18 protein-coding genes and 1 pseudogene are annotated in these 15,729 nt (G+C 43.2%); 10 read left to right on the plus strand and 9 right to left on the minus strand.

Going from position 1 to position 15,729, the window contains the following annotated elements; translation table 11 throughout:
- On the plus strand, positions 1–172 hold a 172-nt coding region (locus ACE1AQ_RS12180; protein WP_271931852.1), incomplete at its 5' end, for a photosystem II protein D2.
- A 146-nt stretch (positions 173–318) separates the two neighbouring features.
- Positions 319–846, plus strand: a complete 528-nt coding sequence (locus ACE1AQ_RS12185; RefSeq protein WP_008204724.1) for a DUF3011 domain-containing protein — start codon at positions 319–321, stop codon at positions 844–846.
- On the opposite strand, the gene ACE1AQ_RS12190 is transcribed toward ACE1AQ_RS12185, so the two are convergent.
- Positions 843–1,520 (minus strand): response regulator transcription factor, encoded by a 678-nt coding sequence (locus tag ACE1AQ_RS12190; protein ID WP_008204725.1) that lies wholly within the window; start codon positions 1,518–1,520, stop codon positions 843–845. The genes ACE1AQ_RS12185 and ACE1AQ_RS12190 overlap by 4 nt on opposite strands.
- A gap of 485 nt (positions 1,521–2,005) precedes the next feature.
- Between ACE1AQ_RS12190 and ACE1AQ_RS12195 the strand changes: the two genes are divergently transcribed.
- The 5 genes from ACE1AQ_RS12195 (at position 2,006) to ACE1AQ_RS12215 (ending at position 5,888) form a co-directional block, all read left to right on the plus strand.
- The gene (locus ACE1AQ_RS12195; protein ID WP_008204727.1) at positions 2,006–2,884 is read left to right on the plus strand and encodes a phycobilisome linker polypeptide; all 879 of its coding nucleotides are present in this window, start codon (positions 2,006–2,008) and stop codon (positions 2,882–2,884) included.
- A gap of 39 nt (positions 2,885–2,923) precedes the next feature.
- On the plus strand, positions 2,924–3,691 hold the full coding sequence (locus ACE1AQ_RS12200; RefSeq protein WP_008204728.1) for a phycobilisome rod-core linker polypeptide: 768 nt from the start codon (positions 2,924–2,926) through the stop codon (positions 3,689–3,691).
- Between the two features lie 693 nt (positions 3,692–4,384).
- The gene (locus ACE1AQ_RS12205; RefSeq protein WP_008204730.1) at positions 4,385–4,918 is read left to right on the plus strand and encodes a phycobiliprotein lyase; all 534 of its coding nucleotides are present in this window, start codon (positions 4,385–4,387) and stop codon (positions 4,916–4,918) included.
- A 13-nt stretch (positions 4,919–4,931) separates the two neighbouring features.
- Positions 4,932–5,525 (plus strand): chromophore lyase CpcT/CpeT, encoded by a 594-nt coding sequence (locus ACE1AQ_RS12210; protein ID WP_106908767.1) that lies wholly within the window; start codon positions 4,932–4,934, stop codon positions 5,523–5,525.
- 57 nt (positions 5,526–5,582) lie between these two features.
- On the plus strand, positions 5,583–5,888 hold the full coding sequence (locus ACE1AQ_RS12215; RefSeq protein ID WP_039900414.1) for a hypothetical protein: 306 nt from the start codon (positions 5,583–5,585) through the stop codon (positions 5,886–5,888).
- On the opposite strand, the gene ACE1AQ_RS12220 is transcribed toward ACE1AQ_RS12215, so the two are convergent.
- Positions 5,885–6,475 (minus strand): phycobiliprotein lyase, encoded by a 591-nt coding sequence (locus tag ACE1AQ_RS12220; protein WP_374808498.1) that lies wholly within the window; start codon positions 6,473–6,475, stop codon positions 5,885–5,887. The two genes, ACE1AQ_RS12215 and ACE1AQ_RS12220, sit on opposite strands and share 4 nt — an antisense overlap.
- Positions 6,476–7,075: 600 nt before the next feature.
- Here ACE1AQ_RS12220 and ACE1AQ_RS12225 point away from each other — a divergent pair.
- On the plus strand, positions 7,076–7,291 hold the full coding sequence (locus ACE1AQ_RS12225; protein ID WP_232306223.1) for a type II toxin-antitoxin system RelE/ParE family toxin: 216 nt from the start codon (positions 7,076–7,078) through the stop codon (positions 7,289–7,291).
- 56 nt (positions 7,292–7,347) lie between these two features.
- Here the strand turns inward: ACE1AQ_RS12225 and ACE1AQ_RS12230 are convergent, their stop codons facing one another.
- Complete coding sequence (locus tag ACE1AQ_RS12230) at positions 7,348–7,461, minus strand: hypothetical protein (protein WP_039900412.1); 114 nt, start codon at positions 7,459–7,461, stop codon at positions 7,348–7,350.
- A 164-nt stretch (positions 7,462–7,625) separates the two neighbouring features.
- Positions 7,626–7,892 (minus strand): photosystem I reaction center subunit PsaK, encoded by a 267-nt coding sequence (psaK, locus tag ACE1AQ_RS12235; protein WP_002756861.1) that lies wholly within the window; start codon positions 7,890–7,892, stop codon positions 7,626–7,628.
- A gap of 120 nt (positions 7,893–8,012) precedes the next feature.
- Between psaK and ACE1AQ_RS12240 the strand changes: the two genes are divergently transcribed.
- The gene (locus tag ACE1AQ_RS12240) at positions 8,013–8,654 is read left to right on the plus strand and encodes a phosphoribosylanthranilate isomerase (protein WP_110544605.1); all 642 of its coding nucleotides are present in this window, start codon (positions 8,013–8,015) and stop codon (positions 8,652–8,654) included.
- 145 nt (positions 8,655–8,799) lie between these two features.
- Here the strand turns inward: ACE1AQ_RS12240 and folE are convergent, their stop codons facing one another.
- The 3 genes from folE to ACE1AQ_RS12255 form a co-directional block, all read right to left on the minus strand.
- A complete protein-coding gene (folE, locus tag ACE1AQ_RS12245; protein ID WP_008204743.1) occupies positions 8,800–9,498 on the minus strand; it encodes a GTP cyclohydrolase I FolE in 699 nt (232 codons plus the stop codon).
- A gap of 49 nt (positions 9,499–9,547) precedes the next feature.
- On the minus strand, positions 9,548–10,276 hold the full coding sequence (locus ACE1AQ_RS12250; RefSeq protein WP_110544602.1) for an SDR family oxidoreductase: 729 nt from the start codon (positions 10,274–10,276) through the stop codon (positions 9,548–9,550).
- A gap of 345 nt (positions 10,277–10,621) precedes the next feature.
- Positions 10,622–11,527 carry a hypothetical protein gene (locus ACE1AQ_RS12255; RefSeq protein ID WP_008204749.1) on the minus strand — a complete coding sequence of 302 codons (906 nt, stop codon included), beginning with the start codon at positions 11,525–11,527 and terminating at the stop codon, positions 10,622–10,624.
- A 44-nt stretch (positions 11,528–11,571) separates the two neighbouring features.
- Here ACE1AQ_RS12255 and ACE1AQ_RS12260 point away from each other — a divergent pair, with 44 nt between their 5' ends.
- A complete protein-coding gene (locus ACE1AQ_RS12260; protein WP_002784438.1) occupies positions 11,572–11,979 on the plus strand; it encodes a hypothetical protein in 408 nt (135 codons plus the stop codon).
- Positions 11,980–12,342: 363 nt separating this feature from the next.
- Here ACE1AQ_RS12260 and ACE1AQ_RS12265 read toward each other — a convergent pair.
- Positions 12,343–12,408, minus strand: a pseudogene (locus tag ACE1AQ_RS12265) (restriction endonuclease subunit R); the annotation flags it as partial.
- Positions 12,409–12,553: 145 nt separating this feature from the next.
- On the minus strand, positions 12,554–15,589 hold the full coding sequence (locus ACE1AQ_RS12270) for an N-6 DNA methylase (protein ID WP_110545173.1): 3,036 nt from the start codon (positions 15,587–15,589) through the stop codon (positions 12,554–12,556).
- Positions 15,590–15,729 lie beyond the last annotated feature (140 nt).

A 15,729-nucleotide genomic window follows, 5' to 3' on the forward strand; every position in this document is an offset into this window, starting at 1 on the left:
TGACTTCGTTTCTCAGGAATTGAGAGCGGCGGAAGACCCGGAATTTGAAACCTTCTACACTAAAAATATTCTGCTTAACGAAGGTCTGAGAGCTTGGATGGCTCCCCAAGACCAACCCCACGAAAACTTTATCTTCCCTGAAGAAGTATTACCTCGCGGTAACGCTCTCTAAGGATGGCAAGAAAATTTACCGAATAGGGGGAAGGGTGAAGTTAAATCACCCTTCTTTTTTGTTGATTAACGCATCTCAAGCAACTATTACTCATTTTCTGGATACCCCTGTAAGATAAACTAGAGAATTTCTTGGAGATTAAGACAATGTTTCGCCAAATTTTATTATCTAGTCTCGGTTTGTTGCTAATTTATCCCCTAGGGAGCGAGCCAGCAGCGGCCAGAACCATGAGAGTTAATTGTGAAAGTCAAAGCGGTCGCACTACTCGCTGTCCCGTCAATGCTCGATGGGCCCAGGTGAGATTAACCCGCACTCGCTCCGCTGCTCCCTGTGAGGGTAATTGGGATTTCCAAAACGGCAATATTGTGGTCAGAAATGGTTGTCGGGGCGAGTTTGAGGTACGCACCGACGACCATCACGGTAATTCTGGTGGCGGTTGGGAAGGTAATGTTTACGAAGAATTTCGCCTCCCCAATATCGGTCGTTTTGTCGTTGATCGCCGCAGTTATTATGATAGTGGCAGAATTAGAGAATTTGATGCGATCGTTAATGGCAGTCGCGAGCGTTGGTGGGCTAATTGTCGTGGCGGCGAACTCGGCAGCGGTAGTCGTCGCATCCGCTCATCCCGGGAAATCGATCGAGTAGTGGACTTTGTTTGTGAGGATCGGGGTTAATCGATTTTACAGAGACGATAGCCGACACCGTGGACAGTTTCGATAAAATTTTCGGGCGCTCCTGCCGCTTTTAGCTTTTGTCGTAGTGCGCGCAGGTGAACCTTAACCGTATCTTCTTCCACGGATTCCTCCATCGGCCAAACGTGCTGGATGATGGTGCGGCGACCGATTAAGCGATAACCGTGGCGCAGCAGCAGTTCTAAAATGCAGTATTCTTTGGGGGTGAGATGGATGGCAACGCCGGCATAACTAACTTCGTAGGCCCCGGGATCTAGGCGTAAATGACCCCATTCTAAAATCGGCGGCAGCGAGGCCACATTGCGACGGAGTAAAGCCCGCACCCTGGCGAATAATTCCCCTAAATCCACCGGTTTAACGATATAGTCGTCGGCTCCCGCATCTAAACCGGAAATTTTATCGCTAACTGTATCCCGGGCCGTCACCATTAGGATCGGCATCTGATAACCACGCGATCGCAATTGTTGACAAAAACTAATGCCATCTAATTGCGGCAACATGACATCTAATAGTAACAGGTCGTAATCGCTGGCCCTGATGTATTCTAAAGCCGATTCTGCCTCTAAAGCCGTATCGACCACATAAAATTGGTCGGTGAGGGCTTCCGCTAAGGTGGCTGCCAAACGGCTATCGTCTTCAACTAAAAGAATCCTCATGGAACGCTAGAGATGGGTTAACCGTTAGCAGCTGCCGATATCAAGATCAGCATCAGTTTAAACTTATCAAAAAATGTTCATTCTTTGAAATACAGCTTAATAATAAAACACCTCTCGACTCTTTGACCAAAATTTTGTAAAGTTATATTTCAGATTAATTATTTCTTGCACTTAAATAACCAACTTATGCTTTACCTAGCAAGGGTTGGAGAAAAATCTTTCCGATTTCTTTCCGTTATCTTTCCGATTTCTTTACTATATTGATCTTCCCGATATCTTTACCAAATTTTATCGATATCTTTTCGATCTTTTCACCGGTTTCTTTTCGTGTCCTTTGCTACAATTGTTGAGCGTTCTTGATGGACTCGCCCGAGAAATTAAGCATCGATCGCCAAATTGACCCTGCGGGAAAGGCTGAGAAGGCATTTTGTCCCGAAGTCGTCCCGCAGCAATCCTTTACCCCACCTTAAGGAGATTGTTTTGCTATGACTTTTGGACCTGCTTCCCAACTTGGAGTGGCCCGGTACGAAGAAACTCCCCCGCTAGAATTGCTCCCCGGACAATCGGCGGCCGAGAAAGAAACTTTAATTCAAGCCGTATACCGGCAAATTTTGGGCAATGCCTACGTTATGGAAAGCGAACGGGCAGTGGTTCCTGAATCCCAATTAAAAATAGGAGAATTAAGCGTTCGGGAATTTGTCCGTGCGATCGCTAAATCCGATCTCTATCGCTCCCGTTTCTTCGATACCTGTCCCCGCTATCGTTTTATCGAACTCAACTTTAAACATTTCCTCGGTCGCGCTCCCGACGGATTGGAAGAAATGCGCGCCCACAGTACAATTCTCGATAGCCAAGGCTACGAGGCAGAAATTGACTCCTACCTCGACAGCGACGAATACCAAAACACCTTTGGCGAAAACATCGTTCCCTATTGTCGAGGCTATAAAACAGAACCGGGGCGCAATATGGTGGGATTCACCCATATTTTCGCTCTATCTCGCGGTAACTCCAGCAGCGACCTGAAGGGCAGTATTTCTGGTAAAGCTCCCGTACTGAACAAATACGTTATTCAAGAAATTCCCCTCCCCGTTATTCCCCCCTCCGGTGGTTCTGTGGGTGATGGTTGGTCTTTCCAAGATACCTCTAGTGGTGCGCGGTCGCGTTTGGGTGCCGGTGCCGGGGAAGAAGGCAAGGTTTACCGCATTGAGGTGACCGGTTATCGTTCCTTGGGCAAAGTTAACCGCGTCTCCAAGTTCCGCCGCAGTAATCAGGTTTATTTCGTCCCTTTTAACAAATTATCCCAAGAATACCAGCGCATCCACCGTGAGGGGGGTGTTATCGCTAGTATCACCCCGATTAACTAGAGTTCCGGTCAGCTATCGTTTTTGTTTAGGAGAATCTCAATGAGTTTAGTTTTAGAAAGTCCAGTGGAGCTGCGACCGTCGAGAAGTCCCGACGAAGTGGCCGCAGTAATTCGGGCAGTTTACAAGCAGGTTTTGGGGAATCCCCACGTGATGGAAAGCGAGCGCCTAACCACTGCCGAATCGCAACTGGCTAATGGTAATCTGACGGTGCGGGAATTTGTCCGTGCGATTGCTAAATCGGATTTTTATCGCCGTCGTTACTTTGAGTCCTGCGCTCCCTACCGTTTTATCGAGTTAAATTTCAAACACCTCTTAGGTCGGGCCCCGGCGGACCAGGGAGAAATTTCAGCCCATATCCAGATTTGTGTCGGTCAAGGCTACGAAGCGGAAATCGACTCCTATCTCGATAGCAGCGAATATCAAAGCAAATTCGGCGATAATATTGTTCCCTATTACCAAGGGGCGAAAAGCCAAGTCGGTCAGAAAAATATTAACTACAATCGCACCCTTTCCCTCTACCAAGGTTATGCCGGGGTTGATAGTGCTTTCTCCGCGGCCCGTTTGGGTGCGGAAGTGGCGACTAATAGCGCCAGTCCCATCACTTTACCTAGTAAAGGTGGTCGTTTGAGTGCCTACAAAGACGCAACCGAGAAGACTTTCAAAATTGTCGTTAAAGGGGCGAAATTTGATAGTCCTCGCCGGGTTAGTACCACGGAATATCTGGTACCAGGCGATCGCATGACTCCCCAAATTCAGCGTATCCATCGGGCGGGCGGTACGATCGTTAGTATCACCGAAATCGCCTAAAAACCTCGATAGTGAACGAGTAGGGATAGCTTCTCTACTCGTTGAGGGGGTTTTTGCCTCACAGATAAGCTGTACTGGATTTAAACTGCTTGTTGAGATGAGGCAAGAGGCAAGACCCCCCCCACAACCCCCCCGACTTCGGGGGGGGCAAAGGAGGGTTGGGGGGATTGGGGGAGATTCGGCTAATCTAAGGATAGGCGGTTAAAATGGGTCTTGGCTTACTGGATTTAAACGGCCTAGAAGAATTTTAGTACAAATGCTCGAAATCCCTCTTTTGCAGCTACCTTCTTCCCTCTCATAAACGGTCTCAAGGAGTAATTTAAATACCAAAAAGCTGACTTTAAATCTCCGAAAAAACAGTTATTATTTTAAGGCTAAATATTGAGCTTTTTAATATTTAGCTATAACCAGAGTAATCGTGATTAATTTACCGAAATATTTTCACGATCAATACTGTTGTTTTGTTGATTGTTTAATAACAATCACTGGTTTGATTGCGACTAAGTTAATCCTAGTAAAAATTATAATTCCACTGAAAAAAAAATAAGTTATAATCAGAAGAAGAATAGCTTAAGATTACACTTAAGTATCTCCTAAAATTTTCGAGAGCGAATAGTGAAATGCCCCCTTCTTATTCGCTCTTTTTTCTACGAAAATTCCTTGATAATTAATCGTTAAAACCTGCTTTATCCTATGGATATCAGACAATTTGTCAAACTTTCCCTCGGTCGTTGGCGATCTCAGCGCAGCGCTCACCATCTAGCTTTTACTCACTTTGAACAGGTCAAATCGACGATCAATATCGTGCCTTTAAAAAAAGAAGATCAGGAGGTAATCGACCTGTGTAAGTCCTATGATATCGATGCAAATTTTGCCAGTAATCCCTTTCGCATGAGTTGGCAAGGAGAATCGGATTGGGATGATGAATCTACCTTTGAAGGAACGACAATTTTAATCCCAATTCCCGATGAAAATAATCCTCGATCAGGGCGATTATTGCGGGATCAAGGTTATGCAGAAACTATTCCCTCCATCGGTCGTTATCACTTTCAAGAAGACGGCACTTTTGTCCTCTTAACCGAATATGAAAGAGCCACTGCTGAAGAAAAAATCTGGTTTGTTACTCCTAATTTTCGCCTACGAGTATCTTTGATTAAAACCAGTGAGGGGACGGGAGTAGTTACGGCTTCTTTTTCCTCAGAAATTCGCGATTTATCTGTATCTTAGGGCAGTAAAAACCATGGCGGACAGTGATTTACTTTTAACTCTAGCTCACTGGATAGCGGGGGATTTTAGCAATCAGCAACAAGCTTTTGAAGATGCCAAAAATTACGCCCATATCCATGTATTTTTCCGACCTTTACCCTGGGATTTTTTCGGAGGAATTGGGTTTTATTCCGAACAGGTTTACGATTACGATCTCTGGCGACCCTATCGGCAAGGGGTGCATCGTTTTATCGATCGAGGAGAGGATATTTATATCGAAAATTACAGTTTACAAAACCCGATGTTTTATGCAGGAGCGGGACGGGAACTGTCAATTTTACGCAGTATAAAACCAGACAAAATTGATCGCCGTTATCACTGTTCGATGATTTTTCAACGGCAGGGAAATCTCTTTCGTGGCCAGGTAGAGGGCAATAGTTGTTTTATCGAAAAATACGGCAAAAAAACCTATTTAGTGAGCGATGTGGAACTGACAGAAAACACTTTTGTCAGTTTTGATCGCGGTTTAGATGTGGACAACCACGAACAGGTATGGGGATCAACGGCGGGAGCTTTGAAATTTGTCAAAATACAGAATTTTGCCGCCGAAGTTCCTTCGATGATTTGAACGGTTAATCAGCAGACTGAACGGAAACCAATGGAAACTATCCAAGAATCTACCACCATGCTCCCACCAGTCGCCCGTCAAAAAATGCAAGCTTGGATCCGGAGCCGTCATCTGGTTTGTTCGGGCAACTTTTTCCTCTTTGAAACCTTAGATTATTCTGCGGTGGAACGCTTCGAGCAGTGTGTGAAAAGTTTAGGCGGAACGGTGATTTCTGTGGAACCGCTTAAACGAGTTTGGATCGGCACTCACCGCAAAATTCTCCTCTACCAAGTGAAAGCGAGTTTACACACTCCCCACCATGAATTAAAACAATATTGGTTTAAGTATGGCAGTTTTCAAACTCGCTTTGATGAAAATATTTAACTATTAATGGCTCGCTGGCGATTTTTCTCGATTAAGTCTTCTAAAAAAGAAGACTCGACACAACGGTGCTCGGAACAATAGGTCATTAAATTCACACCATTAATAATCTTGACTGTACTGACGCGCACACGAAAATTATCGGTAATAAACCAGCAGCGCTCCTGTCCTTGATTACGCTCGTATTCTGTATCTATAGTTAATACTCCATCCTCGGCAAAATGATAGACCCCGATAACGGGAATGTCTTCCACATAGCCTTTATTGCGGAGAAATTTGCCATAGCGAGCATTGACAGGATTGGGAACATCGACTAGAATCGCTTCGTAGTTAGGATCGGGGGCTTTTTCGCTTAAATTGCCCTGCCATTGAAAACTAGCTCCGCCACTAATTAACTCTGGATTTACCCCTTGTTCTCGGCAAACTTCCAGAACTTTGGGATTATCTGCGGCTAAAACCTTGATAATTAAGTTAGATTCTCCTGATTCATCTCCCGCCGCGTCAAAACGATGAACAGTACGTTGAGAAAACCAAACTCCTTCACTTTTGCGAAAGAAATCTATCATTGTCATTGGTGTTTTTTCTAGCATCGATCGCTCACTTTTACTTAGTTGCTTAACCAAATTTTACAATCTCAGAAAAAAGCCTTAAAAATCCATAGAATAACTGTTTAAATTTTACGATCTATTGGCTGTACTTAACTTCGGTTCGCGGTACAGTGTTGCTCATCAAGATGAAGTGTAACCTAATTTGGTATCGACCACCGACACCCCAAAACGAAAACTTCCTACCTGATCATTAAGATAACTGCTGTAAGAAACCCGTTTTCTTGAGTAGATTGGAGGAAAATATATAGATCCTGCAAACAGCTTAGATGCTCTAATGCTCAAAACTATCATCAAGGAAAGCGTCCGCGAAGTTATGCGGGAAGAATGGTTTAAATTCTTCGAGATGCTGATTCCCTATATTGATGATATATAGCGGTTCTCGCATCTGTGCGGCACACTCAAACCTTTGCTGATTAAGCTGTTCAGGATCGGGAATGTACCTCTTGTGAATCAGAAACGCTATAGAACAAGCTGACATAGAAGCAACCTTTAATCCTGTTGATTACAAAGACGACGGCTTCGTTGATATTACAGACTGGTTTAATCGTGAAGATCTGGATCAGTAGATCAGCCAATAAATTTTTGGAGAAACTAGATGCCAATAGCCGAAAATCTGTTTTGACTAAAATTGGTATTCTCAAAACCTGCCTTGAAACTCAAAACCTTTATCCTCCTGAAGAACTTGATATCAAAAAACTTAAAGGTGAGTTGAAAGGATTCTCCAGAATTCGTGTTGGCAAAATGCGAGTTATTTTTAAAATCGGCAAGGAGACAGAGGCAATATTTACGATTAATTAAGCGATTAGCAACGTTCGGATTTACCAATTATTTTCGATACTGCTTTCCGCAGCCATCTAACTTTCATGGGTTAATTTAGCCAATACTGCTTCTTCTTCGTCAGCAAAGTCTCTAACTTCAACTTGAGCAACTGATTTTTTAATTTTCTCGCGGGCAGCCAGAATAATCACCTAGACTTCTGACATAATTAACTCTTGAGAGTTCAAAAATGGGAAAATAGGGATGAAGTTGCCTAAAATATCTTTATACTTAGTTCTCCTGACTACTGACTACTGACTACTGGCTCCTCTCTCTGAGGATTACCGGTCACTGATTACTGATTACTGATTACTGATTAGAGAATACCTGCGTTAGAAAGACCGAGAACCAGTCCCGCACCGAGAATATGGCCAAAACTCATGGTAGCCAATAATTCCGGCAGACCGAAGCTTTTTTTGGAGGCTAACTGCGGCAAGGGTAAAGCCGGGCCTGCTCCGGTATTTTGGATGGCAAAATAACCGATAACGAACGCTACTAGGTTAGCTAACGTCATGGTAATCCCGACGGATAAATTCCAAGGAATGGTTTGAGCAGTGGCTAAAAGTAAGGCGGAAGGGATCATTTGCGCTCCAGTCTTGATAAGATTTTGTTAATCACAGGGCATTATAAAAAGCTCTTGACCCGAAACTGCTTTTTGTTTGAATACTTAACAGTTTTTGTAACGTTTTGCGAATAAGATTAAATGCGAATTAAAATTTGCGGCATTACCCAACCAGACCAGGGACGAGCGATCGCCAATTTAGGAGCTACGGCCTTAGGTTTTATCCTCGTACCGAGTTCGCCTCGTTACGTCAACAGCGAGCAAATTAACGCTATTATCGCCGCAATACCCGACAAAATTGATTTTATTGGGGTTTTTGCCGACGAGCAACCGGAAATTATTCAGCAAATAATTGTTAAAACCCCCTTGACAAGTGTGCAGTTACATGGTATGGAATCTCCCGAATATTGCCAAAGGTTGCGGCAATTATTACCCGACCGGGAAATTATCAAAGCTTTGCGGATCAAAGACAGAGAAAGTTGGGAAAAGTCGGCAATTTACTTTAATAGCGTCGATACTTTACTTTTAGATGCCTACCATCCCCGATTGCTCGGCGGTACGGGACATACCTTAGACTGGCAAGCCTTAGCCAGTTTTTCGCCCCCCTTGCCCTGGTTTCTCGCCGGAGGACTCAACCCCGATAATATTGGTGAAGCTTTAACCAGGCTGCACCCCGATGGCATTGATGTCTCTAGCGGCGTTGAGCGAGCGCCGGGTGATAAGGACCTAAAAAAAGTCGCCCTCTTGTTAGAGCGACTGCAAAAATTCAGTGATCAGTTATAAGGTTTTGGGTGTTGGGGTTTTAGGGTGTTGGGGTGTTGGGGTTTTGGGGTCTTGGGGTGGTCACTGCGTGCGCGTTGCGGGGGGTTTTGGGGTTTTAGTTGAAATTTCCCCATTTCCCCATTTCCCCATTTCCCCATTGCCCTGACTAGAAGAAATTAGGTTTATGACGGATCAGGTTAAGATACTCCTCGCGGGTTTTCTGCTCGTCTTGGAAGACTCCTAACATGGCACTGGTGACGGTCCAGGATCCCGGTTTCTGCACCCCGCGCATCACCATACACATATGGGTTGCTTCCATGACTACCGCAACCCCTTGGGGGTCGAGAATTTCTTGAATCGCTTCGGCAATCTGACGGGTGAGGCGCTCTTGCACCTGTAAACGACGGGAATACATTTCCACAATGCGGGCCAATTTACTTAATCCGACCACCTTTTGGTTAGGAATATAGGCAACGTGGGCCCGACCCATGAAGGGTAACATATGATGTTCACAGAGACTAAAGAAGTCAATATCGCGCACTAATACCATCTCATTATGACCTTCATCGAAGATCGCACCATTAACGAGGGTTTCTAGGGATTGTTGATAGCCCTGGGTGAGAAACTGCATCGCTTCGGCCACCCGTTTGGGGGTTTTTAATAAACCTTCTCTGTCGGGATCTTCCCCCACCGAGATCAGGATATTTCTGACCGCATCCATCATCTGTTCTTTGTTTTCGTCGGAAGTTGGATGAATTTGAGCGGTTTTGCCATTGTGGGTGTTGCGATCGGGGCGAGTGGTCACGCGTGCTTGGATAGCGTCGGTTAGATTACCGTTTAAACCGTTAGAAGAAGCTATGGTCATAATGAGGATGCCTGTAGGCGAATTGATTGATAAATAGAAGTATTTTGGGTTATAATGCCCCCGCACTGGGCATAATGGTCATCGTTTCCACTACGGCCTGTTTGGGCAGTAACACCGCTTGCAGAATGGCCTGAGCGATGATATCTGGGGTCAACATGGCCGAGCGATCGAAATCTGCTTTAACGCTATCGCTGTCCCAGATGGGAGTATTGACAGCCCCGGGGGTGATAATCGTGACGCGAATGGCGTTGGCCCGCTCCTCGATCGCCAAAATGCGAGAAAATGCCACTAATCCAGCTTTGCTGACACTATAGGCCCCCCAATCGGGGAAAAAATTATCGGCGGCGATCGAGGAAACATTAACGATCATGCCTCCCCCCTGTTGACGCATAGCAGGTAAAATCCCTTGCACGCACTGATAAACGCTGGTTAAATTGAGAGCGATCACCCGCTGCCAGTCTGACAAAGGTGTGTCGGCCAAGGGATTTGTGTAACCCATGCCGGCATTATTGATCAGGATGTCGATCGGTCCGGATTCTTGGGCGATTTTAGCGATCCTAGGGGCTACTTCCGGGATATCTGCCAAATCTAAGAGGTAAGCTTGGGCTGATACGCCTAAATCTGCCGCCATTGCCGCCACGGCTGCCAATTTTTGCTGATTGCGACCGATTAACACCAGATTAATTCCCGCCTTGGCGAAAGCGAGGGCGGTTTCTTTGCCGATGCCGCTACTGGCTCCGGTGATCAGCGCTCGCTGTTGACGAATAACAGAGTTCATGGTATAATCTGAAATCTCTTAACTCTTGGTAGTTAGGGCAAAATTTTGGCGCTCAGGGAAACCCTAGAAAGGTTTAAGGGAGTTGGGTTAGATCGGAGCAATTTTTCTGGCACCAAAAAGGTCGCGTCCACCCAGGGCGGGGGGAGGCATTGACTATCGGGTAGGTTCAAGATTAAGAATCGTTACAAAATTTTACCTAGCCAATTATAGCACTGTTAAGTCAGGGATCACTAATTTTTGTGTATATTCAGATAGATATCTAACCAGGGAGAGAAAAAAGCGGCCTGGTGGGCGAGAATTCTTGCGGCTGTCTTGGTCGAAAACTCTCTTCCCCTGCGCTCACAACTACTCACCGGAGGAGATGCCAGTGCTGGGTTGAGTGCGATTGACAATCACCACTCGATCGCCGATAACGGGACTTCTAGCGAGGAGAATTCCCTCGTTATCCTTCATTTCCAAGCGGCGAAAATCGAGACTTTGGCAACGTTGAAACACCGAATTAGCCAATTTATCCTGTTGTGATGCCTCGAGGCTATACCAATTATCGCCCAAAATAACTACTAGACGACTAGCCAAAAAATCTGCCTCTACGGTAGAAATAATACCGGCGGGATAACGAGTAGTTAAATCGGTAATTTCCTCTTGAATGGCTGCGACTAAACTTTGTTCGGGAGTCAATCGCGGTTTGGCTTTGGTAATCGGGACGGGAATCGGTGCCTCTGGTGCGGTTAATTCTGGGGGAGTTTCGATAATTTCCCCGGCTGCCGGTGGGAGACTAGGGATAACTTCGGGCATATTTTCGGCAATTTCCCCGGGATTTTTCGGTAAACTGATGACGGCGACTAAGAGGATAGTGACTAAACTTCCTGTTAACAAGCCAGTGATTAACCAATCGGGAATTTTTTCGCCAATTCCCGTCGGTAAAAGTCGGCGAATTTTGTTCAAAATTGCCGTCCACCACCCCTCCACCTGATCGAAATCCGGTAAAATATCGTCGATTCCCTCGACTGCTTCCATGGGAGAATCTGGGGTTAAACTTTGCTCAACTTCCGCGAATTCGTCTGGTTTTAAGGCAGCGGCTAACTGTTGCGTTGAGTTAAGAAGATTATCAACGACAACTTTGGGAGGTAACACTGTCCCCGTTCCCGTGTTAAGTTGGGAAACGATCGAATTTAACTGCTCGATCGCCTCTTGTAGTCGGATCACCGTTTCTGCTTGGCTGAAATTCTCTCGCTCGTTTGGTTGAGTCATAATCTTTCTTAACCCGCTGCCATTCTTTTTCAAAATATCATTGTATGCGCCGTTTTCTCGGTTTTTTAACCAGTATTTTCCTTGTCTTCCTGACTGCTTGTGGTAGTGTCACTCCCCCCCAAGAATTTGCCCCCCCTGGAGAAATCGTCACTAAAGCCCTTTTATTACAATTTCGTCACACATCCGATCGTCTTAGTCAATCTTTACAGATCGATGAGCCGCAGGTAAAAATTGCTAAAATTAATGTCACCAGTCTGGAACCGATTTATGTGGGCAATTTGCCCGCCTATCACTTGCAGGGGGATTACGATCTAACTCTACAATTGCCCCATCAAAAAGATACCAAACAACACAACAATTTTGATCTTTATTTACAAAGACAGATCGAGGGAAAAACTTGGCGTTTACTGGAAGAAGTTGCCTCCCAATGGCGCAGCTATTTAGTCAAATAACCGGAAAAAGCCAGGGGATTTTGCTAAGTAGCTGGTTATAATTAAATTGAAGATAGATTTTGGGTTCGATCCCCCCTGCCCCCCTTGATCTATCCATTAGTCACATCTTTCTTAACATTTCAAACCTTTGTGGCACAAGGCTTTCAAGACTCGGTTAACAATTTGTAATATTCCTTGTTGACACCCTTACTGACAAAGAAAAAACTGAAATCAAGTCAGGATAAGGGTTGGAGTGCTTACTGCAAAAATTGTTAAGAAAGATCCCTATAAGGGATAGGGGGGATCGAACCTCAAATCCATTTTTAATTTAATTATAACCAGCTACTTATATTGTAAGCCATTAGTCGCTAATCACCAAACTTAGGGTTGTCTTTCTAAGCTATTGTAAGCATAAGTCAGTAATTGAGGTAATCCCTGACGGAATTCGATCTTTAAATAACCAGATTTAGTATTATTTTTAGTGGTTGTTTAAGGGTTTCTTTTATGAAGTTTGCATAATTTTTCCCTATTAAATTTGAATATTTAAGGTTTGGAGTTGTTGATTGATCTAATCAGTAACCTTGGTGGCATCGGTTTAAATCACTTTTTTAGCAAGTAAAAGTTCTTCTACTAATTTTTCCAACTCTTTCCCTTGGCTACTATTTCTTATATATTGTCTAATATCTTGACGAATATTAGCAAAATAAACATCTCTCAATTCAAGTTGAGAAATATCTTTTTCTAGGGTTTGACCAATTTGTGAGATTTTAAGATGCAATTGATCTTGAGGATTAAATTTAGGGATGTTAAGTTTCCAGACGTGCTTATGTATGTCTCTTTCATCCTTTCCATAGGACATTAAAGGACGAGTTTCTAAAGTTGTAATCTCTGCATTTAAGATTGCACATAAATAATAGGATTCTTCTAGTCCTTCAGTCGTTGCCCAATACAGTTTACTATCAATAATAGCTTGTCTATTGGATAATCTAGCCGCACAAATGTGCATTCCAGAAGAAGCATATAAAATTCTTTCTTTTGGTATGGGAAACTGCTGAGTCAGCTTGCCCATATAATCAATTTGTTCAAGTAAGGATAAGCGAGTGCTACTAGATTTGTTTGCTGTCCATATTTCTTCTGCTTTGCGCCACCAAGCACATAAGCCGGGATACAGATCAATTAATTCAGATTCTCCGTCCATTAAGACTTTTCCATTCCAGGGAATAATTGCTAATTCGGGTTCTTGACAACGAAAAGGTAAAATAGATGCTCCTGTATATAAAGGTCTGATAAAATCACTTTCAATTGTTCCTTCTAAAGTAGGAAGATCTTTCCAGGGTTTTTTCTCATTAGCAGATCTTTTTGACTGAACTAACTTACGTCCAGAAGCTAAACCTAACGGACTAGATATTTTTTCTTCAACAGTTAAAAGCACTTTCGGAACTATTGTAGCTCCCTGTGAAAATTGGGAATAATAGGGAGAAATTTTATTTTCTGAGCCTATTTTTATTTCTTCTTTAGGGAATTTAAGTGATTTTTTAATCACGCTCCACGATGATTTAGGTTCGTTGATTTTTCCTGTCCAATATTCAGCAATCAAAGGCATTTTTACAGGTTTTTGAGATCTCTTACCAAAAATAACCGATGCACCTCTAGGAAAAAAATGGGGTCTTAGTCTTCGTAAATCCCAAGATTCTGCAAATTCAACGTATGTTGTTGCTCCTTTCCCTAGGCAATAATTCCCCTCTCGAAATCCTCCAAAATATTCTCTATCCGTTACTGAATTAGGCATCACAAAAGCAAACTTGCCACCTTCACCCAAATAAGTTTCAATAGTTTTAGCGACAAACAATGCTGAAAGATCTTGATGTGTGGCATTCTTTGCCCCATGCCAAAGTGAGCGCTCTTCACTCATTTCCTTAAATGATTGTTGCATCTCTTTAGGCATATTCCGATAAGAAAGCCAGGGCGGATTTCCAATTAGAATATCAACCCGATTTTGCGGTAAACTCAACCAAACAGGACGGACCAAATTACGCACATAATAGCTCCAAATATGATCCCGTCCGCTTTCATGGAGTTCACACATAACGGAAAATGTACTTTTAATCGTCTCATGAAACTTTTCAGGGATAGCTAATCGCCGAAATACCCCCGTTAAAGAAGGTATCGGTTTACTGTAATCTTTTTGAGTAGCTTTATCTGCTAATTCTTTTACAAGCTCATCAAAACTATGGGAACTTTTTAGAAGCTCATGGGGAAAACGTAACTCCGATTTAAATAACTGTCCTTCACTATCCGTTTCAATAATGACGTGATCTCTTGACCATAGATCATATTGCTTTTGTCGCCATTGCATAGAATCAGCCAAATAAACAGGAATATTAATTTCCCCTCTGCTTGGATTAGTCAAATTATCACGACCAATTGCCAAAAGATAAGTTACACGAGCTAACGTCACTGCGACTGGATGAATATCAAAGCCAATAACATTCCTTGCCAAAGTTTCAAGAGATTCACGCAGAGACAATTTCTCCTGCGCTGCTTTTTTAAAAAGATTTTTAACCGCATGAAACAAGAAAGTTCCAGAACCGCAAGACGGATCTAAAACACGCTTATTTAAGGGGTCTTTAATTGTTTTTTCAACAATAGCCTCCGCCAGCCAGTCTGGTGTGTAATACTCTCCTAATTGTTTTCTTAATTCCTGAGCAATGATTGATTCATATAAGACTTTCATAATGTCATAGGCCACTTCCCCCCAATTAAAACGAGAAATTTTACGAGCTAATGAACGAATAAAAATATCACCTTCCTCAACTTCTATCACCCAATCAAAAAAGTCGCTTTCAATTACGCCATAAATACCGCTAATCTCAAACTGAGAACCTGATAAAAGAGAAGCGGGCGATAAATCATTAACATTTAGACCTAAAACAGCATGAGCAATAATTTCAGATACATTCACCAGTAAGGTATGCTCAACGAATAATTCATCACTATCTTTGAATTGACTACCTAACGCTGTCGTCAAAAGTTTCGCCCATAATAGACGCTTCATTTTTACTGTAGGAAGCTCTTTGTTTTCCTCATACAAACTTAATAAAGTTGCATGATTAATGGCATAGGAAGAGCTTTCTACACCCAGCTTATTATTAATTTCTTCTGGAGTAGGAATAACGCCTTGCTTTGTTGCCAAAACACCATCTAACCAAGCAATTAATTTATCGGCATCGGGATTATTTGCATTTACTAAATGTTTAGAGACTTCAACAAAATCCTTTGATGGTTTGAGATGAAAACAGCGCCATTCCAAACCATCCGATAAAATACCAATATAGTTTTGTCCCGTTTGCTGCGTCCGAACTGCGACATAGCCCGATAATTGCTCTATCGCATCAGCGAGAATTTTCGCTTTCCGTAAATCTTTTTTGACTTCAATGACTACCGATCCTACTTCAACATCAATTCTACGGCGATCACCCAATTGAGATTCAAGTTTTACATCAAGATCTTCATCATCGAGATCTAGTGAAGCTTGAAGTAATAAATCCCTGATGCCAGCTTGTATATCGGCTTCAGTGCGCTTGGCTTCTCTATTGGCTAAGTTTTTGACAATTTCAATAACATTTGACATTTTAGTAAAAGCAAAAAATTAGATCGTAAGCCTTAAAAATATATTAATTTTTGATGACAAGGTAATCATTTCCCCACAAGATAAGTAGGTAGATGTTAAAAACCGTCAAATACCCTCCTTGTCAAGGGGGGATTAAGGAG

Source organism: Microcystis sp. BLCC-F209, from assembly GCF_041928595.1.
Taxonomy (GTDB): Bacteria; Cyanobacteriota; Cyanobacteriia; order Cyanobacteriales; family Microcystaceae; genus Microcystis.